The organism is Azoarcus sp. KH32C (assembly GCF_000349945.1).
Taxonomy (GTDB): domain Bacteria; phylum Pseudomonadota; class Gammaproteobacteria; order Burkholderiales; family Rhodocyclaceae; genus Aromatoleum.
Genome location: NC_020516.1, coordinates 2,073,615 through 2,099,979, shown reverse-complemented (window position 1 = coordinate 2,099,979; position 26,365 = coordinate 2,073,615). Strand labels below are relative to the sequence as shown.

The following is a 26,365-nucleotide window of genomic DNA, read 5'->3' as shown; positions in this document are numbered from 1 at the left end:
GTTTCATCGCTTCTAGGGCCACCAATGTCAGGAGTGGAACGGGTAGCAGACATATTTCGGCCAATTGCAGAACGACAGCAAATGGCCGAGTTGTGTGAATTGCCCTTACGGCAGTTTTCGGAGTGCAGCCGCCCTTTCAATGACTGCAATCGGGCCGAGGTGGATTTCCGCTTGTGGCCGGGCCCTGACCTTGCCAAGCCGGCGTCCGACGGCCGGAGTCATCACGAAGCCACCCTTCGTCCGCGAAGACGGGGCGCTCACGGGCGAACAGCTGCTTACGGGGACGATGTCCAAATCAACGTCGGCCTTGGACCCTTCAACACGTTCTCACCCAGCCAAGAAACGACCGATCGAGAACCTCCTCTGCGGGCGCAGAATTCGAGGCGACCACCGTAGGCGGCCATCATGAATCGCCGCCGGTCAGGGATCTGGTTTACCGTCAGATCGCCTCTGCTGGCAATCTTCCGAAAACCCTTGCAGGGCTTGGGACTGCGCCGCAGTTTACCGTCAAATATGTCAAATATGTTTTGACGGTAAACCGACAATCCCCAGACAATTCGCGGCGTATACCGTCAAAAATACCGTCAGATCGAGTCGGTTCGCCTCGACGATTGCCAGGGCCCAAAAAGCAAAAAACCCCAGCGTTTACCGGGGCTTCTGCTCGTTGATAATCCGTTCCGCACCATCAACGATAATCACCTATATGATTGATTTTTAAAATCTTTTTCTGTATCAGTCACTCCCACTCTATTAACACGCGCTGCCAAAACCTACCGCTCGATCACGAAGGGCGGATCTTGCGGACAAAATCGTAATAGGTTGGCGCCAAGGCCTTGTCAGCGATCCTCTCGGGTGTGCCACAGCCTCAGCATGTAGATCGTCGATTCCTGAATCTCGTAGCGCATCTCGTAATGCCCCACGAGAATCCGCCGCACCTCGCGCGGCTCGAATTCATCGAGCCGTTCGCCGATGCGCGGGTTCACCAGCAAACTTGACGGCGCAGCCGTGAGCGCCTGTATCGTACGTGCAGCGGCAGGCTTATTCACCGGGGCGAGAAATTCGTACAGACGAGCCAAGTCGGAGAGCGCCTTGCCGGTCCACTTCAGCTCCATCAGCGCGGCACCGGCAATGGCGTGTCGGTACCGAGACTGTCGGCCCAGGCCTGCACGGCCTGATGGTCGATGACCCGACCGGCGTCCACGTCGGCAAGCGCCTCGCGGGTCAGGCGGCTGCGCTCTTCCTCCTGGTCGATCCAGGCCGACAGCGCCTGCTTCATGATCCAGCCCCGCGATCGTTCAAGTCGGGCAGCCATCTGATCGACTTTTTCCGCCAACGGAAGGGGGACATGTGCGGTCAGCACTTTGGTTTCGGTCTGTGCCATTTGAACTCTCCTGCGCCTGCGGAATACACGATCGGAACTTGCCGGAGCCAGCACCCTGGTTATCCGGCTCGGGGAGGATGCCCCGCCGCCGTCACGGCGTCGGTTGTGTCCCCAGCCACGACGAGCTGCGGCCGCACGATACGCCAGAACACCACACCGACCGCACCCATGACGATGTTTTTGCGGGTCGGCGGTAGCGACCGCTCTTCAAAGGCTCACTTCTCGTCGCGATTCGATTTTAATCTTAGTGATTAAAAATGAATCAATCAAGTGACAGGTTGGTGTGAATTCGACATTATCCCTCCCGTATCAACTTTTCCCGTTGCTGTCATTATCCTTCCCAGGCTCGAAGACAGCTTCTCGCGTCAACCGATAAGGTCGCCTCGCTCTCGCATTAAGGCCGAAGTCGGCGACCGGCTTCTCTCACCCACGATCGCGGGGGGCCTCAATGGGTCGGAGAGATCTACCCTCCCGATCGTCCACGGCCCGGGTCCAACAGATGGCGAGGCGGAGCGATCCGCGGCCCGAGCAAGATCTGGAATCGCCCCTTCGGAACGCGACGCCTGGATGCAGCGTGCAAGCTCCTCGTCCAGGCGTTTCCCGGCCTCATCGGCCATCGCGGCCTCGAGCAGTCCGTGCAGCGTCATGGCGGCCCCCGGACGGCCGGCGAGCTTGTCAGCGGCCTTCATCAGCACGGCAAAACGCTTGTCGCCGCGGTCGTGGGTGCCGCTGTAGCCCTTGACGATGCGACGGCAATGCAGCACTTCGACTGCGAGCTCGTAATCGCCCTCATTTGCCCCATGAGCCACAAGCCGCACCACCCGGTTAAGCCACTCGCGCTGCTGCGCGGTCTCGATCCGGTGACGCAGCAGACCGCGGCGGAAACGACGCATCCCTGCCACAAGGTGGAGCGCCAGGAACCACGTCAGCGTACCGGTCTGCACCCGGCGCCCGTGCTCCATCTTGCGCTTGACGAAGGCGCCGATGCCCTTCGAATTCTCAAGCCAGCGGCCGAGGCCGGCCGGCAGCGTGCCACAGATCTCCTCCAGCCGCGGGTGCATGAACTCGGTCGTATAGACGAGCTGGTCCGCCTTGGCGCCGACCTCGTTCCGCACCCGCTCGAAGCGACTGCCGCGGGTCTTGAGATCGGCGACTCGAATCACGTCGTCGTAGCTCATCGCCACCGCCAGGCGGTGCGCCGCGGCTTGGGTCAGCGCCCAGCCCTTCATCGTGCCGCCATGGCGTTCGTCGAGGACGCGAATCTCGGCGCATGTCTGCAGGTACTCGCCTGCATAGGCGACGTCCTGGTAGTCGATCAGCCGCCGCACGCCCGCGACCAGCATGCCATGAGCCACCGGCGGGAATTCCGTCTTGATCTTCCTGAGCAGCCGCTGCACGTCGGGATGCTCGGCGCGCTCGGGCACCGTCACAGCCGGGTGACGCGTATCGATCGCCGCAGGCGTGGCCGGCGCCTGGGCGGCGGCATCGAAGCCGAGGGCGAAAGCGCGCAAGCTGGGCTCGACGCCCTTGCCGCTGGCGCGGATCGTGGACTCGAAGGCTTCGCGACCGAAGGGCAGCGCGCCCGAACCGGCGATCGCGCCGAAGAGACTCGCCGAGATCACGCTGCCTGCCTGCTCGGCGAGCGCCTGCAGGTCGATGGCGATCATCCGTCTGGCGGCCTCGCGGCCGGCATCGAGCACCTTGTTCGGGTCGCCGATGCCATTGCCGAGCGCGGCCTTCTCGGTGACTGAGTAGCTGCGATGGGTCGAGGTGATTAGCGTACTGCGCTCGGGCGTCACCAGCCCCCGCTGCATCGCGCGGCCGGCTTCCATCAGTTCGGCGGCCACTACCAGGTCGATGTCGCCCGGCGTCGGCATCATCGCCAGGACGGGCGGCCTGCCGGCGGCCGCGGCGGCCGACTCGGGCAAAAGTTCCAGATAGTAGATCGTCGCCCCGGTGCGCTGGGCCACCCCCGGCACCGAGGTAGTCTGCGCCCACCAGCCGCCATGCTCCGCCATTTCTATAATCCAGTCGGCCAGCACCCCGCCGCCCTGGCCACCCATGGCGAGGATGGCGATCTTGATCGGCGTACCCGCGTGAAGAACGGTTTGGTTCATGTCTGGTATCTCTCTCACAGGGCATAGCGCGCGAGGCGCGCGGCACGGCGGCGCTGCAGCCAGCCGATCACCGCGCCCCGCACCTTCGCGAGCAGGCGGTCGCCGCCAGTGGGGTTGTGGATGATGTCAGCGCGGTAGAAGGACGGGCAGAGCACAGCCGCCTCGGCCACTTCGCCGCAGTTGCCGCAGCCGACGCAGCTGTTGTCGACATGGGCGACCGGGTCTTCCTTGAGCGGGTCGCCGCTGTCCTTGACCGACAGCGAGGGGCAGCCGGAGAGCCGAATGCAGGCGTGGTCGCCCGTGCACACGTCCGGATCGACGCCGAAGCGCTCCTTCACCGCGCGTTCGCCAGCCTTGACCTTCTTGGTGAAGAGCGGCTTTTCGCGGCGCTGGCGGTTCAGCATGCACTCGGACTGGGCGATGATGACCTTGGGGCCGTCGGTGGTCGTCGTGAGCGCCTCTTCGAGCGTGTCGCGCATGCGGGCGACGTCGTAGGTGCGGTCGATCGTGCGCACCCACTTCACGCCGGCGCCGCGGATCGCGTTCTCGATCGGGTTCTTGGTAGCGCGATCGGGATTGTCGGCGCGCGACGACAGAATGTCCTGGCCACCGGTCGCCGACGAGTAATAGTTGTCGATGATAACGATGACACCGTCGTTCTTGTTGAAGACGGCGTTGGCGATACCGGAGGTGAGGCCGTTGTGCCAGAAGCCACCATCGCCCATCACCGAGATCGAACGCTTGCCGGTCTTGACGTTGAAGGCCGAGCTCGACGCCGCGCCGAGACCGTAACCCATCGTGGTCGCGCCGAGGTTGAAGGGCGGCAGGATCGAGAACAGGTGGCAGCCGATGTCGCACGACACATGGTGCTCGCCGAGATCCTGCTCCGTCAGCTTCATCGCCGCAAAGATCGGGCGTTCCGGGCAGCCGGTGCAAAAGCCGGCGGGACGCGGCGGCACGACCTCGGCCAGCGCCTTCACCTTGGGATGGAAGGTGATCGGCACCGCGGCCGGCTTCGCCTTGGCAACGGGGGCCGCCGCCACCCGCGCGTCGGCGACCTCGTCGGCCGCCACAGCTTCGTGGGTGGCCAGCGCTGTGGGTAAGTGGGCCCTCAGGAAGGCGTCGATGCCGCTCTTCATCGTCGCGGTGGTGTATTCGCCCGCCATCGGCAGCACGTCCTTGCCGGCGAGATGGGTGTCGACCCGGTTCTTGCGCAGGATGGCGTGCAGGTTCTGCTCGATGTAGTCGGGCTGGCCTTCTTCCAGCATCAACACCGCGCGCTTGCCCTGGCAGAACTCGAGCACTTCCTCGTCGATTACCGGGTAGGTGACGTTCATCACGTACAGCGAGATGCGGCTGTTTCCGAAGCTGTCGGCCAGGCCCAGGAGCTGCAGCGCGCGGATCACGCCGTTGTAGAGGCCGCCCTGCAGGATGAGGCCGACCTCGCCGGCGTAATCCTCGTCGCCGTCGAAGAACTCGTTGAGCCTGCGCTCGCGGATGAACTCGACCGCGGCCGGCCAGCGCCGTTCGATCTTCTCGTGCTCGTGCTGGAAGGACGCGGGCGGCAGCACGATGCGAGTCGTGTCGCGGATCGGATTGTCCAGCGCCTCTTTCAGCGTGTAGCGCGGGCGCTTGTTTTCCTTGGTGATGAAGCGGCCGTGCACGTGGCAGGAGCGGATGCGAACCTGCAGCATCACCGGCGTGTTGCTCGCCTCGGAGAGCTCGAAGCCGTCTTCGACCGACTTGACGATGGATTCGAGATTGGGCCGCGGGTCGAGCAGCCACATCTGCGACTTCATCGCGAAGGCGTGTGAGCGCTCCTGCATGATCGAGGAGCCTTCCCCGTAGTCCTCGCCGATGATGACCAGCGCGCCGCCGGTGACGCCGCCCGACGCGAGGTTCGCGAGCGCGTCGGACGCGACGTTGGTGCCGACGGTCGACTTCCACGTGACCGCACCGCGGATCGGGTACATCACCGAGGCGGCGAGCATCGCCGCGGCCGTGGCCTCCGAAGCGCTGGTTTCGAAATGGACGTCGAGCTCCTCGAGGATGTCCTTCGCGTCCGCGAGCACGTCCATCAGGTGCGAGATCGGCGAGCCCTGATAGCCGCCGACGTAGCCGACGCCTGACTGCAGCAGCGCCTTGGTGATTGCGAGGATGCCCTCGCCGCGGAATTCCTCGCCCCCGGGAATGCGTAGCTGCTGGACTTCCTTCTTGAACGAACGCTCAGCCATTTCGCCCCCTCAGCCCTGCACCAGCGCCAGCACCCGCAAGGGGCTGCCCGAGCCGTCACGGATCTTGAGCGGCGCGGCCAGGATCACTGCGCCCTGCGGCGGCAGACGGTCGAGGTTCGTGAGGCATTGCAGGCCGTAGCGGTTATTGCCGTGCATGAAGTAGTGGCAGGGATACGGCGTCGGCCACGCGAAGGACTGTCCTGCGTCGGTGTTGATGGATTCGACGCCGAAGCCGATGACGTCGCGCTGCTCGATCAGCCAGCGCACCGTGCCTTCGGCCGGTCCGGGCGTGTGCGGGCCGTCTTCCTTCGCATTGACGTAGGCATCGGGCATGCCGCGCTTCGACCAGTCGGTGCGCAGCAGGACCCAGGCGCCGGCGGGGATACGACCGTGCTTCGATTCCCAAGCTTCCAGAAATTCGATGGTCAGCAGGAAATCGGGATTTTCGGCGGCCTCGCGGCTGCAATCGACAACGCACGCGGGCGCAATGAAGCGGTCCGCGGGGATGGTATCCACGGTGTTGTCGGGATGGTCCTTGCCGGAAATCCAGTGCACCGGCGCATCGAAATGGGTGCCGGTGTGCTCCGACATCGAGAGGTTGTTCCAGTACCAGGCCGGGCCGCGCTCGTCGTAGCGCGAGATCTCCTCCATCCGGAAGGGCCAGGGCTGGCCCAAATCCGGCGGGAGCTTCAGCGCCGGAAATTCGGGGCTCAGGGTCTGGGTCAGGTCGATCACGCGGATTGCGCCGCTGGCGAGTCCGTGCGCAAACTGGGCAAGATGGTTGTTCGTTGTCATGTCTCTCTCCTGGGGTATCCGGTTCTTCAGGGTCGGGCGAGCACGTTCGCGACGTGGAAGCCCGAGGCGCCCGACAGACCGGGGCCGGGGTGCGTCGAGGCGCCGATCTGATAGAGGTTCTTCACCGGCGTCGCGTGGTTCTTCACGCCGCGCAGCGGGCGCCAGAACATGTACTGGTCGATGCTGCATTCGCCCGAATAGGGGTCCCCGCCGACGAGGTTGATGTTCATCGCCTCCAGATCCGCGGGCGAGATCACCTTGCGGCCGAGGATGCTGGCTTCGAGGCCGGGTGCCTGGCGGGCGATCCTTGCGACGATGCGGTCGGCGTAGCGCTCGGCAACGTCCGCATTCCAGCGACCGTCGGCCGGCGCGGCGATTTCGCCCGCCGCGTCGCCCTTGACGTGGCGCGGGCACTCGGGCAACTGCACCCACAACACCCATTGCCCGGCAGGCGCTCGGGAGGGATCGACCGCACAGGGCTGGGCGACGCAGATCGTGCCCTCAACCGGCAGCAGCCCGCGCTCAGCCTCGTTCACGGCGCGCGAGACGCCGTCGAGGCCGTCGGTGAGATGCAGGTAGATGACCTCGCGCAAATGCGCTTCCGGCCATTGCGGCGGCGCCGACAGCGCGAGATGGATCTGCATGTTGCCCTTGCCGTAGCGGTATTCGGCGGCCTGGCGGCGCAGGGGCTCGGGCGCGCTGCCGTTCCGCAGCAAGCGGCCGTAGAGCTGGGTCGGGGTCACATTGGCGACGACCTGCTTCGCTTCGAACACCCTTCCGTCGGCGAGCCGCACGCCGCGCGCCTTGCCGCCTTCGACGAGGATTTCCTCAACGTCGGCGCCGGTGTGGAAGCGGCCGCCGCAGGCTTCGATGTGCGCTCGGAAGGCGTCGACCGTTCGTGCATTGCCGCCCTGCACAATCGGCAGGCCGACCGCTTCCAGCGTAAACGCGACGACCTTCGCCATCAGTGCTGACATCGCGCTCTCGGGGCCCAGGCCGGTGTGGAGGACCCAGGGGGCCAGCAGGGCCTTAGTCAAAGGTGAGCAAAATTGTGTTTCGAGCCAAGCGCGGCAACTCTGCATCGCCGGACCGAAGAAGGCGAGTGTCTCGTGGGCGCCCTGCTTCCACACCCGGCCCGCCATCATCCTGCCGACCGGCGCGCTCCACAGCTCATTGCCGAGGAGCGGGAAGATGAGCCCGGCGTTCTGTTCGACGAAGGCCATCGCCTCGGCGTAGGCATCGCCGTCCCCCGCGGCGAGCGCGTTCATCGCCCGCACGTTGGCATCGCGCGAGGCGCGCAGCACCAGCGAGCGGCCGTCCGGCAACAACACACCGGTGGGCGTGGCGTTGTTGCCGTAGGCCAGTCCGTGCCCGTGCAGTACGTCCTTGAGTTCGGCATAGCCGGGCGAGGTGACGAAAAGCGGGTGCGCCGTGGACATCGTGTCGTGGAGGAAGCCCGGAACGGTCAGTTCTTCGCTGCGGATGCAACCGCCGAGGACCGCCTCGCGCTCCAGCACCACGACCTTCCTGCCGCGCTTCGCCAGCACCCCGGCGCATACTAGCGAGTTGATACCGCTACCGATGATGATGACGTCGGACTGGCTCATGTCCTGGCACTCACGCAACCGCGGGGGCCATCGCCCGCAGCAGGCCGGCGAAGGGCTGTGCCGCCTCCGTTTCCGGGGTCGCGTAGCGGCCGCGGTAGAAGAGCAGCGGCGGGCGCTCGCGCGTGGTGAAACGCTGTACGCGGCCGACCAGGATCAGGTGGTCGCCGCCGTCGTAGCGGAATTCCGTGCTGCACTGGAAAGCAGCCGCGCAACCGTCGAGCACCGGCACGCCGGCGAAGCCCTCGCCCGGCGTGAGCCCGGCGAACTTGTCGGTGCCGGCGCGGGCGAAGCGATCTGAGAGATGCTGCTGGTCGCTCGCCAGCACATGTACGGCAAAGGCGGGATGCGCCTCGAAGGCCGCGAGACTGTATGACTTCTTCGCGAGGCTCCACAGAATCAACGGGGGATCGAGGGACAGCGAGCTGAAGCTATTGACGGTGACGCCGACCGGCTGGCCCTCCGCGTCGATAGTGGTGACGACGGTCACGCCGGTGGCGAAGTGGCCCAGCGCGTCGCGGAATTGGCGGGGATCGATCATTTTGAGGTTTCCTTCTGAAAGATGTCATTCGCTTAGAAGCGAATCCCCAGGCTCGCCGACAGCCAGTCCTGGCCCATGTAGGGATCGGTGATCCCGTCCGGCGCGGGGCCGCTGCCGTTCACCCGCTCCTTCAGCGACTTCGCATAGGCGACCGACAGCTCCTTGTCCTTTGCCATCGCCCAGCTCGCCCCGACCGTGTAATGGCGGCGGTTCGCGGACGGCGCGAGCACGCCGAGGAAGGTGTCGCGCCGGTCGAGGATCTGAGTGCCGTGGCTGTAGCCCGCGCGGAGCGTCAGTGCCTCGCTGACGGCGTAGGCGGCGCCGACGCGCCAGACGGTCTGGTCCTTCCAGCCGAAGCCGGGCGTCGTGCCCGACGGCGCCTGGGTGACGCCGGGGTTGCCGAGCGCGTCGACGCCGCGCCAGTTGATCCGCAGCACGTCGGCGCCGAGCGTCAGCGGTCCGCTGCGGTACGCGATGCCGAGGCCGTAGTGCTCGGGGATGTCGAGGTCGCCCTTGCCCGGCAACAGGCCGTCGAATTCCTTCATGCGCCCCATGTCGATCTTGCTCGAATAACTCGCGCCGAGGCTCAGCGCCGGGGTCAGTTGCCCGATCCAGCCGAGCTTCACGCCCGCCCCCATCGACTCGTCGGTGCCCTGCGGCAGCCCGAGTCCGGCGGGTCCGCCGATGCTCAGTTTCTGTCGTGCGAGCATCAGCCCAAGGCCGACCGAATGCATCTCGTTGAGCCGGTGCGCGAGGCTCGCCGTGATGACCATCTGCTTGAGTTCGGAGCGCGGTCCGACGAGGCCGCCGATGTTGGCGTCGTTCTCGTAGTCTGTGCCGACCCCGTTGCCGACGACGGACACGCCCAGCGAAGTGTCGTCACGCAACATGTGGTTGTAGCCCATCTGCGGGATCAGGTAGAGGCTACGGTCGGCGGAGCCGTCGTAGTCGACGCCGCCGAAGCGCGCACCGTTGTCGACCTTCAGCAGCGCGGCACCGAGATCGAGCCGCGTGCCGACCGCGACCATCCCGGCCGGGTTATTGGCGCCGGCGAGCGCATCCTGCGGCAGTGCGATCGAGACGCCGGCCATGCCTTCGGCCTTGACGCCGTAGCCGTGGGGAAAGGTGCCCTGCGTCGCGAGCACGGGGAACGCCACCGACATGGTGCCGAGCGCGGCGAAGGCGCGTTTGGCGGCGAGTCTTGTCATTTTCATTGTGGTCTCTCTCCGGGGGAATCGGCGCTTACGCCGCCATGCAGGACTCGGCCGCGATCAGCTCTTCGGCGCGCGCCTCGTCGAACCAGTACTCGGCGAAATCGCGCGGATCGTTGAAGCCGTTGGCGATACGCGATGCCAGCGAGGGCGATTGCTGAGCGGCCGACAGCAGCTTCACGATGTAGGCCGGCGGCGGGAACAGCAGGCTGTTGGTCCAGCGGATCACCTTTTCCGCATAGCCCTCGTACAGCGCGTCGAAGGTCAGGTGCATCCACGCCTCGTCGAAGGCGGCGTGGCCGCGGGCGACGATCGCGTCGAAGTAGTGCTTGGCGCTCTTGGTCGCGTTGTTCGAGCCCTGGCCGGTGATCGGGTCGTTCACCAGGATCGCGTCGCCCAGGCCCATGATCTTGCGGCCCGACGGCAGCGTGAGCACCGCGTTGCGCACGGTCGGCGTGATGCGGCCGGAGAGGTTGCCATTGGCGTCGGTGAGCTGGCAGTCACGGCTGCGCTCGTATTCCCACGGGACGAAGGTGCGGAGGATTTCGAGGCTCTTTTCCAGATGCTGCTCGGGGCTCTTCACGTCGCCCCAGCAATCCATCGGGCCGCCGGGCACGCCTTCGAAGACCATGATGTCGCAGGCCTGGGTCTCCGAACCGCCCTTGGTCGTCAGCGCCGGGAACACGAAATACTCGCCGACGCCGGGGATCAGGTTGAAGTTGATGCTTTCCTGGCGATCGTGACGCTTCATGCCCGTGACGTAGCTCAGGGCGAGCTGGCGCATCGGCTGGCGTACCGGCGAGCGCGCATCGTTGCGGCCGAAGAGATTGACGATCTCGCCCTTGCCGCCGGCGAGCAGGACGAGCTCGTGACGCTGCGCCAGTGCCTCCAGCTCGGGAATGCCGACGTTCTCGATGCGCAGTTCGCCGCCGCGGCGCTCGAATTCCTTCATCCAGCCCGACATCTTGACGCGCTGATCCACCGATTGCCCGTAGGCGTAGAGGCTTGCGTTCCAGTCGACGGCAGGCTTCGCGGCGCCGTGCGGGACGGGAATCGACAGATTGACCCCGGATACCTGCGGGCAGTCTGCTTCCCACAGGTCCATCTTCCAGTCCCGCTCGATCTGCAGCGCCGGATCGAACATGAACTGCGAAGACATCACCTTGCCACTCCAGACGTCTTCGGCAGTGCGGTTGGTGATGATGGTCACTTCATGGCCTTGGTCGAGCAGCGCGGTCCCCAGCAGCAGGCCGGCCTGGCCCGCGCCGACGATGGCAATGCTGCGGGCGCTGTTGTTCGTCGTCATAGGTGTCTCCTTGGATGTGGTCTTGTCGCTTGTTCTTGTCGAGGCGGCGCGCGGCTCAGCCGGCCAGCCGCGGAATGGCGGCCTGTGCGGCCTCCGGCCCGAGCGCGCCGTAGCCGCCGTCGCAGGCGTATTCGGCGCCGGTGACGAAGCTCGCGTTGTCGGAGAGCAGGAAGCTGACGACCTGGGCGACCTCCTCGGGCAGGCCGAGCCGGCCGAGGACGTGGTAGTCGGCGGCGACCCGGTCGGCCTTCGCCTTGTCGTTGTCGGACAGCGCGGCAATCGCGGAGGACCAGGTCCAGCCCGGCGCGACCGCATTGACGCGGATGCGGTCGGACGCCAGATCGAGGGCGGCGTTACGGGTCAGCTGGACGATCGCGGCCTTGCCAACGGGATAGAGCCAGCGACCGGTCTGCGCCGCCGCAGCCGAAATCGACGAGAAATTCACGACCGCCCCGCCACCGCGCCCGGCCATCTCGGGGCGGCAGGCCTGCATCATCATCGCCGCGCCGACGACATTCACGTCGAACGACGCCAGCCATTCGTTGCGGGTGGAGGCGGCGCCGTTATCGACATAGCTGCAGGCGCAATTGACGAGGAAGTCGACGCCGCCGAAACGTCCGATCGCCGCTTCGACACAGCCCGCGACCTGCGCGTCGTCGGTGATGTCGGTCGTCTGAAAAAGGGCCGACGGCCCCAAGCCCTGCGCAACCTTGTGGCCGTTTTCCGCATTGATGTCGGCGATGACCACCCTCGCCCCCCGGCGGACCAGATCGGCCGCCACGGCCTCGCCGATCATCGTCGCGCCGCCGGTGACGATCGCGACCTTTCCTTCGATACCCTTCATGTCTCGCTCCGTTGTCTGTGAAGCAACGGGGCTCAGTTTGTCGAGGGGACGAAGGCGTCGCTATCCGGAATCCGCGTCACCGATATCCGGAAAACGCGCTCGTGCGATCCGGCCGAAATTTCAGGACGAACGGAGGCGTTCCGGGTGGTTCAGGGAACGCACGCGGGTAGGTTGGGCAGGGGACGAGCCCCTACCCGGCTCAACCGATCGCCGCCCGAGCCGTGTCCGAGGGCGATTCGCCGATGCGTTCCCGGTAGTACGCCGCAAAGCGCCCCAGATGGTTGAAGCCGTGGCGGAAAGCGATTTCCGTGATGGTCTCGGGCGAGCCTGCAAGAGCATTGGCGACGATGGCCGAACGCGCCTGGTCGAGGCGCTTGCCGCGCAGATAGTTCATCGGCGTCGTGCCGTAATGCTTGCGGAAGCCTTCTTCGAGCGCTCGCACGCTAAGGTGGGCGTACTGCGCGATATCCGCGACGCTGATGCTCTCAAGCGCGGCGCCCTCGATGTAGTCGAGCGCCCGCTGCAACTGGCGCGAGTGGGCCGGCAGCGCCGGCTTCAGGAGCCTTTCCGAATAGCTGTGCGGCTGCTGGTAGATGAGCCCGCGGATCAGGCAATCCTCCAGGGCACTGACCGCCGGACGGAAGCGGAGCCAGTCGACGCCGTTCTCGTCGATGTTGCGGGCGAGATCCTTGAGCATCGTGCACCACGCGCTCGTCATGCCGGACGTCTGCCGCAACTCGACGCTGAAGCGCAGCGGCTGCTTGAAGCCCTCGCCGAGCACTTCCGTCATCCGGCGCTCGATCGAGCGCCGCGGAATCCACAACAGCAACTGCGCAGACTCGCCGCTCCAGCGCATCCTGATCCGCTCGTCGGGGTTGAGGATGACGGCCGAGCATGCACCGGACTCGACGGATTCCTGCCCCGAAGTCACTTGCGCCGAGCCCGTGAGCGGCAACTGGACCAGATAGAAACGGTCGAGGCTCCCGGGGAGGATCATCACGTCGGAGCCGTACGTGAGAAAATTCAGCGCCGTCTCGCCGAGCTTCACGAGGTTGTGGACGGTCGACAGTGGACGCCGTGGATCCACGGGCTCCAGCTGATGGGGACAGAACACGCGCGACACTTCCGTCCTCACCTGCTCCGGATCCGTCGAACGGAATAGCGGGAATGCACTCAGCAACTCCCGCGACGAGCGCGGGTCGGCTAGCGACGGGGTCACGGGCGTCATGGCGATGCTCTGTCTCAAATTGGGGTTGGGCCAATGTCTTCTCAGGACATTTTCGACCTTATCTTTCCTGCTCAAGTACTTGCGAGCTTCAGACTCTCTTGTCGGAGTCCTTTGGTCCAGCATGCTGCGCGGGCCACCGAAAGTGGACACCCATTCACGGTGATGATTCCGATTCGTGAAACAGCCGGCTTTTACTTTATATCTAAACTTTTCCTTCAGCAACCACCCGGAACTTCGAGTGGCGAAATATTAGATGTCAATTATTCACACGGACGCTACAATCCGGTTCGAATGACGAGGCCTTCGGCGTCTCTTCAACACCATCGATAGAGCCCCATGCCCAAGAAAGCCCTGCAAGCCGCACAGGTTTCCGACACCGAGTCCGTGGAGTCCATCGAGGCCCTTCCCACCGGCGACCACCTGGCATTGCGCCTCTGGCTGCGGCTGCTTGGCTGCCACAACCTCATGGAAGGGCAACTGCGCACCAAGCTGCGCGAAGATTTCGACACGACGCTGCCCCGCTTCGACCTGATGTCGCAGCTCTACCGATATCCCGAAGGCCTGAGGATGCGAGCCGTGTCGCAGCTTCTGATGGTGACGGGCGGCAACGTCACGGGGCTGACCGACAACCTGGTCAAGGAAGGGCTGGTCGAGCGCCGCGAAGACCCGACCGACCGGCGCGCCTACTTCATCGCGCTGACGCCGGAAGGCAGGACCCAGTTCGCCAAGATGGCGGTCGCACACGAGCAATGGGTCATGTCGCTCCTGTCCTTCCTGGATGAAAGCGAGCAGCAGCAGCTTTCCGGCCTGCTCGGAAAGCTCAAGAGCCGGCTGGCCGACGCGCGCTGATCTACACGGGCTAAACCGCCCTCCCTGACTTCACAGCCCCCAAGGCAATCGCGCGCCGATCCCGCCTTCGAATTCTTGTTGACTTGATTGTTTAGATCTGAAATATTCTCAACTAAACGTTGTGAGCAAGATCAGACGTCTCAGACCTCAGCCGAGAGCGCTCGAGGTTCCGTCATCCACACAAGACAGGAGATAAGCATGCGCATCGTATGTTTGGGCGGAGGCCCGGCCGGACTGTATTTCTCGATCCTGATGAAGAAGGCCAATCCCGAGCACGACATCACCGTCATCGACCGCAACGCCGCCGACAACACCTTCGGCTGGGGCGTGGTCTTCTCGGACAAGACGATGGACGGCTTCCGCGAGGCGGACGCCAAGGTCGTCGAAGAGATCGAGGCCAGCTTCCACCACTGGGACGACATCGACGTCTTCTTCAAGGACCGCAAGATCACCTCCGGCGGCCACGGCTTCTGCGGCATCGCGCGGCTGAAGCTCCTCGAGATCTTCCAGCGCCGCGCCGCGGAGCTCGGCGTCAAGATGCTCTGGGAGCACGAAATCCAGGATCCGGACGAATACGCCCGCGACTATGACCTCGTGATCGGTTCCGACGGCGTGTTCTCGGCAACCCGCCGCAAGCACGAAGCGCACTTCAACCCGCGCATCGATCAGCGCAAGTGCCGCTTCATCTGGCTCGGCACGAAGAAGAAGCTGGACGCCTTCACCTTCGCGTTCAAAGAGACCGAATGGGGCTGGTTCAACCTGCACGCCTACCGGTTCAATGCCGAGTGGTCCACGTTCATCGTCGAGACGCCGGAAGAAACCTGGGTCAAGGCCGGTATCGACAAGTTCGAGCAGGACGAGTCCATCGCATTTTGCGAAGACCTGTTCGCCGACCTGCTGGACGGCCACAAGCTGATCTCCAACGCCCGCCACCTGCGCGGCTCGGCCATGTGGCAGAAGTTCAACCGCGTGCTGTGCGAGCGCTGGTACAAGGACAACATCGTGCTGCTCGGGGACGCCGCGCACACCGCCCACTTTGGCATCGGCTCCGGCACCAAGCTCGCGATGGAGGATGCGATCTCCCTGGCCAAGGTCCTGAACAGCACCGACGGCACCGTGCCGGAGCGTCTCGCCCGCTACCAGGCCGAGCGCGAGATCGAGGCGCTCAAATTGCAGAGCGCTGCGCGCAACCGCATGACCTGGTTTGAGAACGTCGAAAACTACGTGCACATGGAGCCCGAGCAGTTCGCGTTCTCGCTCCTCACCGGCAGCCAGCGCGTCGGCCACGCCAACCAGAAGCTGCGCGATGCCAACTACGTCGAGGATTTCGACCGCTGGTTCCAGCAACGGACCGGGCTTGCCGACGCGCCGAACAAGCGGCCCGTGCCGCCGATGTTCACGCCCTTCCGGATGCGCGGCCTGACGCTGCCGAACCGCATCGTCGTCTCGCCCATGTGCACCTACTCGGCAACCGACGGCATGCCCGGCGACTTCCACTTCCAGCATTACACGGCCCGGGGTCTCGGCGGCGCAGCGCTGGTGATGACGGAAATGACCTGCATCTCCCCGGAGGCCCGCATCACCCCGGGGTGCGCCGGCATCTGGAACGACGCACAGGTGGCTGCGTGGAAGCGCATCGTCGATTTCGTCCGCGCGAACCGCGGCGCGAAGATGGGCCTGCAGATCGGCCACGCCGGCCGCAAGGGCTCGACCAAGCTGTCCTGGGAAGGTATCGACCAGCCGCTCGAATCCGGCAACTGGCCGCTGATCGCGCCCTCCGCCCTGCCGCTGATCTCGGGCGTCTCGCAGGTGCCGCGCGCGATGACCCGCGTCGATATGGACCGGGTGAAGGCCGATTTTGTGGCCGCGACACTGCGAGCCGAGACGGCGGGTTTCGACCTCGTCGAGTTCCATGCTGCACACGGCTACCTGATGTCGTCCTTCATCTCGCCGCTGACCAACCTGCGCACCGACGAGTACGGCGGCAGCGTCGAGAACCGCTGCCGCTACCCGCTGGAAGTGTTCAAGGCGATGCGCGGCGTCTGGCCCGCCGACAAGCCGATGTCGGTGCGGATCTCGGCGCATGACTGGGTGCCCGGCGGCACGACGCCCGAGGACGCGGTCGAGATCGCCCGCCTCTTCAAGGCGGCTGGCGCCGACATCGTGCATGTCTCGTCCGGCCAGGTGAGCAAGAACGAGCAGCCGGTGTATGGCCGCATGTTCCAAGTGCCCTTCTCGGACAAGATCCGCAACGAGGTCGAAGTGCCGACCATCGCGGTGGGCAACATCTTCGAGGCGGATCACGTGAACACCATCATCGCCGCCGGCCGCGCCGACCTGTGCGCGCTGGCCCGTCCGCACCTCGCCGATCCGGCCTGGACGCTGCATGCCGCGGCCGAACAAGGCTACTTCGACATCGCCTGGCCCAGGCAGTACGTCGGCGGCAAGGTGCAGCTGGAGCGCAACCTCGAACGCGCAGCCCAGCTCGCGCTGAACGCCTGATCCGGCGTACCGAAACGCAACCACGACAAGGACGAGCGCCATGAACGCCCACCCCAACGAGAGCCAAACGCAACTTCCCCTCGCCGGCCGCCACGCCGTCGTCACCGGCGCCAACGGCGGCATCGGCGAAGCAATCTGCCACGAACTCGCCCGCCACGGCGCAATCGTCACCCTACTGGGTCTCGACCGCGCCGGGCTCGAGGCGACCCGCGACCGCCTGCCCGGCCGCGACCACGGCATCGCCGTCGCCGACATCACCGACCATGCAGCGGTCGCCGGGGCTATGGCCGAGGCCGCTGCAGCACGCGGTCCGGTCACGCTGTTGGTCAACAACGCCGGTGTCGCGAAAAGCGCGCCGCTCGTCAAGACCGATCCCGCACAGTGGAAGCTGATGCTCGACGTCAATCTGACGGGCACCTACAACTGCATCCACGCCATGCTGCCCGGCATGATCGAAGCCGGCTGGGGGCGCATCGTCAATATTGCCAGCACCGCGGGCCTCGCCGGCTACGCCTATGTGGTGCCCTACTGCGCCGCCAAGCACGGCGTCGTCGGCCTGACACGCGCGCTGGCGCTCGAAGTCGCCAAGCGCGGCATCACCGTCAATGCTGTCTGCCCCGGCTATACCGACACGCCGCTCCTGGCCGGTGCGGTCGACAACATCGTCTCCAAGACCGGCCGCAGCGCTGACGAAGCCCGAGCCGAACTCGCCGCGGGCAATCCCCAGGGCCGCCTGGTGAAGCCGGCCGAGGTCGCCAACGCCGTCGCGTGGCTGTGCCTGCCCGGCGCCGAAGCGATCCATGGCCAGTCCATCGCGGTCGCCGGCGGCGAAGTGATGTAAGCGGCCCACCTCAACAGGACAAGGAGAACCACCATGGCAGAACTTTCGATGCGGGATCACAAGCGCCCCTTCAAGGACTACCGGGCGACCCACTTCAAGTGGTCGTGCAGCGAAGACGGCCGGGTCGGGACCATCACCCTGAACCGACCCGACAAGAAGAATCCGCTAACCTTCGATTCCTACGCCGAACTGCGCGACCTCTTCCGCGACCTGACCTACGCCAGCGACGTGCGCAGCGTGGTCGTCACCGGCGAGGGCGGCAATTTCTGCTCCGGCGGCGACGTCTTCGAGATCATCGAGCCGCTCACGCGGATGTCGATGCCGGAACTCCTCGAATTCACTCGCATGACGGGCGACCTCGTGAAGGCGATCCGCCGCGCGCCCCAGCCCGTGATCTCGGCGATCGAGGGCATCTGCGCCGGCGCCGGTGCGATGGTCGCCCTGGCGTCCGACTTCCGCCTCGGCACGCCGGGCACCAAGACCGCCTTCCTCTTCACGCGCGTCGGCCTCGCCGGTGCCGACATGGGCGCCTGCGGCCTGCTGCCGCGCGTGATCGGCCTCGGACGTGCCAACGAGCTGCTGATGACCGGACGCACGATGACCGCCGACGAAGGGGCCGCCTGGGGCTTCTTCAACAGCCTGCATTCCGCGCAGGAGGTGCTCGCCAAGGCGCAGGAACTCGCTCACAGCCTCGCCGACGGGCCGTGGTTCGCCCACACCGTGACCAAGACCATGGTCAACCAGGAATGGGCGATGGGCATCGACGAGATGATCGAGTCCGAAGCCCAGGCCCAGGCCATCTGCATGATGACCGGCGACTTCCGCCGCGCTTTCGACGCCTTTGCGGCGAAGCGCAAGCCGGCGTTCGAAGGGAACTGAGGCCAGGGCCATGGACCGCTCCCTCCTCGACCTTCCCTTCTTCGGGCCGGAGCACCGGCAGCTTTCCGATGCCCTCCTCGACTGGGCGTCGGCGCTGCCGGCGATCGACCACCACGATACCGACAACGCCTGCCGTCGCCTCGTGCGCGACCTCGGCCGGGCTGGCTTCCTGCGCTATTGCGTGCCGGCCGAATTCGGCGGCGCGCTGCCGGAACTCGATTCGCGCTCGCTGTGCATCGCCCGGGAGACCCTCGCCTACCACGACGGCCTGGCCGACTTCGCGTTTGCGATGCAGGGCCTGGGCACCGGCGCGATCACGCTCGCGGGTTCCCCCGGGATGAAGCGCCGCGTGCTGCCGAAGGTGGCGGCCGGCGAATGGATCGCCGCCTTCGCTCTGACCGAGCCGCTGGCCGGATCGGATGTCGGCGCGATGAGTTGCGAGGCGCGTCGCGACGGTGACGACTACGTGATCAACGGCGAGAAGACCTGGATCTCCAACGGCGGAATCGCCGACGTCTATTGCCTCTTCGCCCGCACCGGCGAGGCGCCGGGAACGCGCGGCATCTCGGCCTTCGTCGTCACGCCCGACATGCCCGGGTTCGAAGTCGCCGAGCGCCTCGAGGTGATCGCGCCGCATCCGCTGGCCCGCCTGCGGTTCACCGATATGCGGGTGCCGGCAGCCAACCGTCTGGGCGCGCCCGGGGAGGGTTTCAAGGTCGCGATGCGCACGCTCGACATCTTCCGCGCATCGGTCGGCGCGGCCGCGCAGGGCTTTGCCCGCCGCGCGCTCGACGAAGCGCTGGCTCATGTCCGCAGCCGGCCGATGTTCGGTCACACCCTGGCCGACTTCCAGATCACGCAAGCCAAGCTAGGCGAGATGGCAACGGACATCGAGTCCGCGGCGCTGCTCACCGCGCGGGCCGCGTGGCGCCGCGACGTGCAGAAGCTGCCGACGACCCGCGAAGCGGCGATGGCGAAGATGACCGCCACCGAGAACGCCCAGCGCGTCATCGACGCCGCGGTGCAGATGCATGGCGGCCAGGGCGTGCGCACGGGCGTCGTCGTCGAGTCGCTTTACCGCGAGATCCGCGCGCTGCGCATCTACGAGGGCGCGACCGAAGTCCAGAAGCTGATCGTGGCGCGCGAGCTCCTCAAGGAACACGAGCAGGCCCAGGCCCGGAGCGCCGTATGACGACCATGCTGACCCTGCCTCCACGCGAGGCCCTACCCGGCGAATTCATGGCGGAACGCCTGGTCCGGTTTGCCCATTGCGACCCCGCCGGCATCGTGTTCTTCCCGCGCTATTTCGAGATGCTCAACGGCGTTGTCGAGGACTGGTGGGCGCACCTTGGCAAGCCCTGGACCGAGACGGTCAGCCAGAGACGGCTGGGGACCCCGACGGCAAAGCTCGACACCACCTTCGTCGCCCCGTCCCGGCTCGGCGACACCCTCTGTTTTCACCTGTCGGTCGAGAGGATCGGGCGCAGTTCGCTCGACCTCAGGCACCGGATCGTCGGCGCCGACGGACAGGAACGCGTGCGCTTCGATCAATGCCTCGTCGCCACATCCCTGGAGACGCATCGCTCCATCCCCTGGCCGGAGGATATCCGGCAAGCCATCACCCGATTCAAGGAGAGATCATGAGCAACAAAATCATTCAACCCGAAGGCTGGATTGCCCCCAAGGGCTACGCGAACGGCATCGAGGCGCGCGGCCGCCAGATCTACGTCGGCGGACAGATCGGCTGGAACGCCGAGTGCAAGTTCGAGACCGACGACCTCGTCGAGCAGATCCGCCAGGCGCTGCAGAACTGCGTCGACGTCGTGCGCACGGCCGGCGGCGGTCCCGAGCACATCGTCCGCATGACCTGGTATCTCAAGGACAAGAAGGAATACGTCGCCCGCCTCAAGGACGTCGGCGTCGTCTACCGCGACGTGATCGGCCGCAACTACCCGGCCATGAGCGCCATCCAGATCGCCGACCTGGTCGAGGACGAAGCCAAGGTCGAGATCGAGGTGACGGCCGTCATTCCGGATTGAGTGGCACGATGGCCGACTCTATCGCCCCCCTCGCCGACGACTCGTTGTTGCTGGTCCGCGGGCCGGAAGAAGGCGTGCTCGAGATCACGCTCAACCGCCCGCAAGCCCGCAACGCCTTGTCCACGCCGCTGCTCCGTGCGCTGGTGGCCCTATTGGAGACCGCCGACGCCGACGCCGACGTGCGCTGCGTCGTCCTCACCGGCGGCCCGCGCCTCTTTGCGGCGGGCGCCGACCTCGCGGAGATGGCGGCCAAGGACATGCAGGCCGTGCTGCTCGAAGAGCGGCCCCGTCTGTTCGCCGCGATCGCGCGATTCCCCAAGCCCATCGTCGCCGCGGTCTGCGGTTATGCCCTGGGCGGCGGGTGCGAGCTCGCCATGCACGCCGACATCCTCATCGCCGGCGAATCCGCCCAGTTCGGTCAGCCCGAGATCAACCTCGGCATCATCCCGGGCGCCGGCGGCACGCAGCGGCTCACCCGCGTGGTCGGCAAGGGGGTAGCGATGAAGCTCGTGCTTGCAGGTGAATTCCTGGGCGCCCGCGAGGCCCTGTCCGCGGGGCTGGTCGCCGAAGTCACAACGGATGACGAGTGCCTGCCGCGTGCACGCGAACTGGCACTCAAGATCGCGAGCAAGGCGCCCCTTGCCGTGCGTCTCGCCAAGGATGCCGTGCTGCAATCCTTCGAAACCCCACTCGCCACCGGCCTCGCGATGGAGCGCCGCAATTTCGTCCTCCTTGCCGGCACCGAGGATCGTCGCGAAGGCATCGCGGCCTTCCTGGAAAAGCGCACTCCCAGCTGGCAAGGCCGCTAGAGCCCCTGACAAGCCAGCACACTTCAACGGAGATCCCATGACATACCACGAGGGTCCAGCACGATGAGCCCCCTGCCCCACTCCTGCCCGGTTGCCGTCATCGGCAGTGGCGCGATGGGCAGCGGCATCGCCCAGGTCGCAGCCCAGGCCGGCCATCCGGTCCGACTGTTCGATGCACGGCCCGACGCCGCAGCCTCGGCCGTCGATGCCATCCGCAAACAGTTCTTCAGGCTTGCCGATAAAGGCAGGCTCCCCCCCGCCGAGGCCGACGCCGCCGGTGCGCGTCTGTCCGCCGCCGCCAGTCTCGCAGACCTCGCCGGCTGCGGGCTCGTCATCGAAGCCATCGTCGAAAACCTGGACGCCAAGCGCAGCTTGTTCCGCGATCTCGAAGAGGTCGTCGATGCGGACTGCCTGTTCGCGACGAACACCTCGTCGATCTCGGTCACTGCCATTGCGGCGGGCCTGCGCCATCCGGGCCGCGTCGTGGGCATGCACTTCTTCAACCCGGCGCCGCTGATGGCGCTGGTCGAAATCGTGTCCGGCCTCGCGACGGACCGGACAGCGGCAGACACCGTCTTCGCCACCGCCGCCGCCTGGGGGAAGCGCCCGGTGCGCGCCAAATCGACTCCGGGCTTCATCGTCAATCGGGTCGCCCGCCCCTATTACTCGGAAGCCCTGCGCCTGCTGAACGAAGGCGTTGCCGACTGCGCCACCCTCGACGCACTGATGCGCGAGGCGGGCGGCTTCCGCATGGGCCCCTTTGAGCTGATGGACCTCATCGGTCTCGACGTCAATTTCGCCGTGACCAACTCGGTCTGGCAGGCCTTCTTCAACGATGCGCGCTACACCCCCTCGCAGATCCAGCAGGAGTATGTCGCCGCCGGCTGGTTCGGGCGCAAGAGCGGGCGGGGTTTCTACGACTACGGCGCCGACGCGGTGAAGCCGGAGCCCAATACGGTCGCTCCCCTGCCGCTACCGCCAGCCATCGCCCTTCACGGTGCCTCGCTCCTCGCCGAGGCGCTGGCCCAGCGCCTCGCAGCCCGCGACGTCCGGCTCACCCGCCAGCCCGAGTCCCACGACGGACTGATCGCAACGGCAGGCAAGGCACGCCTCTATGTGACCGACGGGCGCTCGGCAACCCGGCGGGCGGCCGATAACGGCTTCGCCGACACCGTCGTCGTGGACCTCGCGGCGGACTACGCCACTGCGTCTCGTCTCGCACTCGCCGCCGCGGAAACGTGCAGCAACGAAGCTGCCGACGCCGCCATCGGACTACTGCAGGCCGCCGGGATTGCCGTCTCGCATCTGCGCGACACCCCCGGCCTGCCCGTTATGCGCACCGTGGCGATGCTTGCCAACGAGGCCAGCGATGCCGTCAACCAGGGCGTGTCCGATCCCGGCGGAATCGACACCGCGATGCGCCTCGGCGTGGGCTACCCGCGGGGGCCGCTCGAGTGGGCCGAAAGCCTCGGACTGCCGGCGATCCGCACGGTGCTGGCCCACCTCGCCGACGCCTACGGCGAGGATCGATACCGCATTTCGCCGCTGATCGAACAGCGCTATTTCGCTGCCATGACCCCGAGAAATTCATGAACGAAGCCTATATCTGCGACGCCGTGCGCACGCCGATCGGCCGCTACGGCGGCGCGCTGTCGTCGGTACGAACCGACGACCTGGCCGCGATCCCGCTGCGCGCCCTGCTCGAACGCAATCGGAGCGTCGCCTGGAATCAGGTCGACGACGTCATCCTCGGCTGCGCCAACCAGGCCGGCGAGGACAACCGCAACGTCGCGCGCATGGCCGCGCTGCTCGCCGGCCTTCCGATCGACGTCCCCGGCACGACGATCAACCGCCTGTGCGGCTCCGGCATGGACGCCGTCGGCGCCGCTGCGCGCGCGATCAAGGGCGGCGAAGCGGAGCTGCTGATCGCCGGCGGGGTCGAGAGCATGTCGCGCGCGCCCTTCGTGCTGCCCAAGTCCGACAGCGCCTTCGGCCGCAGCATGAGCATCCACGACACGACGATCGGCTGGCGCTTCGTCAATCCGCAGATGAAGCAGCAGTTCGGCACGCATTCGATGCCGGAGACCGCCGACAACGTCGCCGCCGACTACGGCATCTCCCGCGCCGACCAGGATCTCTTCGCGTGGCGCAGCCAGCAGCGCTGGGCCGCCGCCCAGGCGGCGGGCCGCTTTGCCGAGGAGATCGTGCCGGTCCGTATCCCGCAGAAGAAAGGCGATTCCAAAGTCGTCACCGCCGACGAGCACCCGCGGCCGGACACCACGCTGGAAATGCTGGCCGGCCTCAAGGGCGTCAACGGCCCGGCGCTGTCCGTCACCCCCGGCAACGCGTCCGGCGTCAACGACGGCGCCTGCGCCCTGCTCATCGCCTCGGCCGCGTCGGCCGATCGATACGGACTCCGGCCGCGCGCCCGCATCCTCGGGATGGCGACGGCCGGCGTCGAGCCGCGCGTGATGGGGATCGGCCCTGTGCCGGCCACGAAGAAGCTCCTCGCCCGCCTCGGCCTCACGCTGGCGCAGATGGACGTCATCGAACTCAACGAGGCCTTCGCCGCACAAGGCTTGGCAGTGTTGCGCCAGCTCGGCATTCCGGACGATGCGCCGCACGTCAATCCGAACGGCGGAGCCATCGCCATGGGCCACCCGCTCGGCATGAGCGGCGCGCGCCTCGTCGCCACCGCCACCCATGAACTCGTCCGCCGCGGCGGACGCTACGCCCTATGCACCATGTGCATCGGCGTCGGCCAGGGCATCGCCATGGTCATCGAACGTGTCTGAAAAGAGGTTCCCGTCATGAAAATTCTCGTTCCCGTGAAGCGGGTCGTCGATTACAACGTCAAGGTGCGCGTCAAGGCGGATGGCTCCGGCGTGGACCTCGCCAACGTCAAGATGAGCATCAACCCCTTCGACGAAATCGCCGTGGAAGAGGCGGTGCGCCTGAAGGAAGCCGGCATCGCCACCGAAGTCGTCGCCATCAGCTGCGGCGTCGCCGCCTGCCAGGAAACCCTGCGCACCGCGATGGCCATGGGCGCGGACCGCGGCATCCTTGTCCAGTGTGACGAACCGAGTGACGTCGACCTCCAGCCCCTGGCCGTCGCCAAGCTGCTGAAAGCCCTGTGCGACAGGGAACAGCCGCAACTCGTCATCTGCGGCAAGCAGGCCATCGACGACGACGCCAACCAGACCGGCCAGATGCTCGCCGCGCTGGCCGCCTGGCCGCAGGCGACCTTCGCCTCGGCGATCGAGATCGACGGCAGACAGGCCAGCGTCACGCGCGAAATCGACGGCGGTCTCGAAACCCTCGCCATCCCCCTGCCGGCCGTCGTGACCACCGACCTTCGCCTCAACGAGCCACGCTACGCGACGCTCCCGAACATCATGAAGGCCAAGAAGAAGCCGCTCGATACCGTGAGCGCGGCCGACCTGGGCGTCGATGTCACCCCGCGGCTGACCACGCTGAAAGTCTCCGAGCCGCCCGGGCGCAGCCCCGGCATCAAGGTCGGCAATGTCGCCGAACTCCTGCAAAAGCTCCGTACCGAAGCCAAAGTCATCTGAGGTCGCACCATCATGAGCATTCTCGTCATCGCCGAACACGACCACCGGGGCCTCAAGGCCGCCACCCTCAACACCGTTGCCGCCGGCTGCAGGATCGGCGCGCATTTGGCAACTGAGGTCCACGTCCTCGTCGCCGGCAGCGACTGCGCCGGCGCGGCCGAGGCGGCCGCCAATCTGCAGGGCGTCGCCCGCGTCAAAGTGGCCGACGCCGCCCACTACCGCGACCAAACCGCCGAGAACCTGACGGCCCTGGTGCTCGCACAAGTGCAGGATCCCGCCGCCGGCTACACACACGTCCTCGCGCCGGCGACCGCCTTCGGCAAGAACCTCGCACCGCGCATCGCCGCCCTGCTCGACGTCGCCCAGATCTCCGACATCGTCGCCGTCGAAGGCCCGGACACTTTCGTTCGCCCGATCTACGCCGGCAACGCGTTGGCCACCGTGCGGAGCGCCGACACGGTGAAGGTCGCCACCGTCCGCAGCACTGCCTTCGACGCCGTCGCCGCCGGCAACAACGCACCGATCGAAGCCATCGCCGCCGCAGCCGACACCCGCCAAGCCACCCTCATCACACGCGAACTGACCCAGTCCGCCCGCCCCGAACTCGGCGCTGCCAAAATCATTGTCTCCGGCGGACGCGGCCTCGGCAGCGGCGAGAACTACCATTGCGTGCTAGAACCGCTTGCGGACAAGCTCCAGGCCGCCCTCGGCGCCTCGCGCGCCGCGGTCGACGCGGGCTACGTCCCCAACGACTACCAGGTCGGCCAGACCGGCAAGATCGTCGCGCCGCAGCTCTATATCGCCGTCGGCATCTCGGGCGCGATCCAGCATCTCGCCGGCATGAAGGACTCCAAGGTCATCGTCGCCATCAACAAGGATCCTGAAGCCCCCATCTTCCAGGTCGCCGACTACGGCCTGGTTGGAGACCTCTTCGAACTCGTCCCGGAACTCGCAAGCGCCTGCGGCTGACTCCCTCCTCTACCCTGTCTCGCTCACTCCCGCGACCCAGGGTGGTTTTTGGTCCGGCCGCATGGCCGGACCTTTTTATTCGAAGCTGACCGGCCGGCTGCTCAGGCCCCGCCCAGCAGGTCATGCCGCAACTCGTATCCGGAATTACAGGGAATGGAGAGCCAGCAGCTCCCGTCCGCGCAGCGAACGGAATGCCGCAATTCCCGCCGTCGCCAAGCTCCATCCCCCGATCGCCCACACCATCGCCCCCGCGGTCCCATCCATCTGCGCCCAGTGGCGGCGCCCATGGAGGCGCCCTGGAGAATCCGCCACCCGACGAGGATTTCCATCGAGGTCGAGAGTGCGCTACCGATCGCGGCGGCCGTGTAGCCGGTGAGCCCGAGGAGCAGCACCCTCCTCCGCCCGATCTGGTCGGACAGCGGGCCCCAGACGAGCTGCGCGATCCCGAAGGCGAGCAACAGGGCCAGCAGCGACAGTTGCGCCTGCGCCGGCGCTGCGCCGAAGTCGCGGGCGATGGCGGGAAGCGCAGGCAGGTAAAGATCCGTCGTGACCGGCTGCAGGCCCAGGAGCAGCGACAACACCAATACCACCAGCCCCGGAGACATGGCCGAGCGGCTGGCCGTCGCTGCATCGGGCCTCATCGC

General features: G+C 66.4%; 24 protein-coding genes. 12 read left to right on the top strand and 12 right to left on the bottom strand.

The features are described from left to right. Window positions 1–836: 836 nt before the first annotated feature. The 11 genes from AZKH_RS09240 to AZKH_RS09190 form a co-directional block, all read right to left on the bottom strand. Window positions 837–1,112, bottom strand: coding sequence for a type II toxin-antitoxin system RelE/ParE family toxin (locus AZKH_RS09240; protein ID WP_041656042.1), 276 nt, complete (start codon window positions 1,110–1,112; stop codon window positions 837–839). Next, window positions 1,112–1,381 carry a CopG family ribbon-helix-helix protein gene (locus AZKH_RS09235; protein WP_015435492.1) on the bottom strand — a complete coding sequence of 90 codons (270 nt, stop codon included), beginning with the start codon at window positions 1,379–1,381 and terminating at the stop codon, window positions 1,112–1,114. The genes AZKH_RS09240 and AZKH_RS09235 overlap by 1 nt, the downstream gene beginning before the upstream one ends. A 365-nt stretch (window positions 1,382–1,746) precedes the next feature. After that, window positions 1,747–3,498, bottom strand: coding sequence for an indolepyruvate oxidoreductase subunit beta family protein (locus AZKH_RS09230; RefSeq protein WP_015435491.1), 1,752 nt, complete (start codon window positions 3,496–3,498; stop codon window positions 1,747–1,749). A 14-nt stretch (window positions 3,499–3,512) separates the two neighbouring features. After that, a complete protein-coding gene (locus AZKH_RS09225; protein WP_015435490.1) occupies window positions 3,513–5,732 on the bottom strand; it encodes an indolepyruvate ferredoxin oxidoreductase subunit alpha in 2,220 nt (739 codons plus the stop codon). 9 nt (window positions 5,733–5,741) lie between these two features. Continuing rightward, entirely contained in the window at window positions 5,742–6,527 is a 786-nt protein-coding gene (locus tag AZKH_RS09220; RefSeq protein ID WP_015435489.1) for a cyclase family protein, read from the bottom strand. 26 nt (window positions 6,528–6,553) lie between these two features. Next, window positions 6,554–8,134, bottom strand: a complete 1,581-nt coding sequence (locus AZKH_RS09215) for an NAD(P)/FAD-dependent oxidoreductase (protein ID WP_041656040.1) — start codon at window positions 8,132–8,134, stop codon at window positions 6,554–6,556. Between the two features lie 10 nt (window positions 8,135–8,144). Further along, window positions 8,145–8,672 (bottom strand): flavin reductase family protein, encoded by a 528-nt coding sequence (locus AZKH_RS09210; RefSeq protein WP_015435487.1) that lies wholly within the window; start codon window positions 8,670–8,672, stop codon window positions 8,145–8,147. Between the two features lie 32 nt (window positions 8,673–8,704). Continuing rightward, complete coding sequence (locus AZKH_RS09205) at window positions 8,705–9,886, bottom strand: OmpP1/FadL family transporter (protein ID WP_015435486.1); 1,182 nt, start codon at window positions 9,884–9,886, stop codon at window positions 8,705–8,707. 28 nt (window positions 9,887–9,914) lie between these two features. Further along, a complete protein-coding gene (locus AZKH_RS09200; RefSeq protein ID WP_015435485.1) occupies window positions 9,915–11,189 on the bottom strand; it encodes a styrene monooxygenase/indole monooxygenase family protein in 1,275 nt (424 codons plus the stop codon). Window positions 11,190–11,244: 55 nt separating this feature from the next. Continuing rightward, the gene (locus AZKH_RS09195; protein ID WP_015435484.1) at window positions 11,245–12,033 is read right to left on the bottom strand and encodes an SDR family oxidoreductase; all 789 of its coding nucleotides are present in this window, start codon (window positions 12,031–12,033) and stop codon (window positions 11,245–11,247) included. Between the two features lie 199 nt (window positions 12,034–12,232). Further along, complete coding sequence (locus tag AZKH_RS09190) at window positions 12,233–13,261, bottom strand: AraC family transcriptional regulator (protein ID WP_015435483.1); 1,029 nt, start codon at window positions 13,259–13,261, stop codon at window positions 12,233–12,235. Between the two features lie 336 nt (window positions 13,262–13,597). Between AZKH_RS09190 and AZKH_RS09185 the strand changes: the two genes are divergently transcribed. From AZKH_RS09185 to AZKH_RS09130, 12 genes are all read left to right on the top strand, one after another. After that, entirely contained in the window at window positions 13,598–14,110 is a 513-nt protein-coding gene (locus AZKH_RS09185; protein WP_015435482.1) for a MarR family winged helix-turn-helix transcriptional regulator, read from the top strand. Between the two features lie 198 nt (window positions 14,111–14,308). After that, window positions 14,309–16,612, top strand: a complete 2,304-nt coding sequence (locus tag AZKH_RS09180; protein WP_015435481.1) for a bifunctional salicylyl-CoA 5-hydroxylase/oxidoreductase — start codon at window positions 14,309–14,311, stop codon at window positions 16,610–16,612. A gap of 40 nt (window positions 16,613–16,652) precedes the next feature. Beyond that, complete coding sequence (locus AZKH_RS09175) at window positions 16,653–17,453, top strand: SDR family NAD(P)-dependent oxidoreductase (RefSeq protein ID WP_015435480.1); 801 nt, start codon at window positions 16,653–16,655, stop codon at window positions 17,451–17,453. Window positions 17,454–17,486: 33 nt separating this feature from the next. Then, entirely contained in the window at window positions 17,487–18,332 is an 846-nt protein-coding gene (locus AZKH_RS09170) for an enoyl-CoA hydratase family protein (RefSeq protein ID WP_015435479.1), read from the top strand. A gap of 10 nt (window positions 18,333–18,342) precedes the next feature. After that, window positions 18,343–19,524: an acyl-CoA dehydrogenase family protein gene (locus AZKH_RS09165; RefSeq protein ID WP_015435478.1), complete on the top strand. Its 1,182-nt coding sequence runs from the start codon at window positions 18,343–18,345 to the stop codon at window positions 19,522–19,524. After that, on the top strand, window positions 19,521–19,976 hold the full coding sequence (locus tag AZKH_RS09160; protein WP_015435477.1) for a thioesterase family protein: 456 nt from the start codon (window positions 19,521–19,523) through the stop codon (window positions 19,974–19,976). The genes AZKH_RS09165 and AZKH_RS09160 overlap by 4 nt, the downstream gene beginning before the upstream one ends. Continuing rightward, window positions 19,973–20,371 (top strand): RidA family protein, encoded by a 399-nt coding sequence (locus AZKH_RS09155; protein ID WP_015435476.1) that lies wholly within the window; start codon window positions 19,973–19,975, stop codon window positions 20,369–20,371. The genes AZKH_RS09160 and AZKH_RS09155 overlap by 4 nt, the downstream gene beginning before the upstream one ends. A gap of 8 nt (window positions 20,372–20,379) precedes the next feature. Beyond that, window positions 20,380–21,180 (top strand): enoyl-CoA hydratase-related protein, encoded by an 801-nt coding sequence (locus AZKH_RS09150; RefSeq protein ID WP_015435475.1) that lies wholly within the window; start codon window positions 20,380–20,382, stop codon window positions 21,178–21,180. A 63-nt stretch (window positions 21,181–21,243) separates the two neighbouring features. Next, window positions 21,244–22,773, top strand: a complete 1,530-nt coding sequence (locus AZKH_RS09145) for a 3-hydroxyacyl-CoA dehydrogenase (protein ID WP_015435474.1) — start codon at window positions 21,244–21,246, stop codon at window positions 22,771–22,773. Further along, window positions 22,770–23,975, top strand: a complete 1,206-nt coding sequence (gene pcaF, locus AZKH_RS09140; protein ID WP_015435473.1) for a 3-oxoadipyl-CoA thiolase — start codon at window positions 22,770–22,772, stop codon at window positions 23,973–23,975. The genes AZKH_RS09145 and pcaF overlap by 4 nt, the downstream gene beginning before the upstream one ends. A 15-nt stretch (window positions 23,976–23,990) precedes the next feature. Beyond that, a complete protein-coding gene (locus AZKH_RS09135; RefSeq protein WP_015435472.1) occupies window positions 23,991–24,752 on the top strand; it encodes an electron transfer flavoprotein subunit beta/FixA family protein in 762 nt (253 codons plus the stop codon). 12 nt (window positions 24,753–24,764) lie between these two features. After that, on the top strand, window positions 24,765–25,721 hold the full coding sequence (locus tag AZKH_RS09130) for an electron transfer flavoprotein subunit alpha/FixB family protein (protein WP_015435471.1): 957 nt from the start codon (window positions 24,765–24,767) through the stop codon (window positions 25,719–25,721). Between the two features lie 101 nt (window positions 25,722–25,822). Here AZKH_RS09130 and AZKH_RS27985 read toward each other — a convergent pair whose 3' ends face one another. Further along, window positions 25,823–26,362: an MFS transporter gene (locus AZKH_RS27985; protein ID WP_015435470.1), complete on the bottom strand. Its 540-nt coding sequence runs from the start codon at window positions 26,360–26,362 to the stop codon at window positions 25,823–25,825. Window positions 26,363–26,365 lie beyond the last annotated feature (3 nt).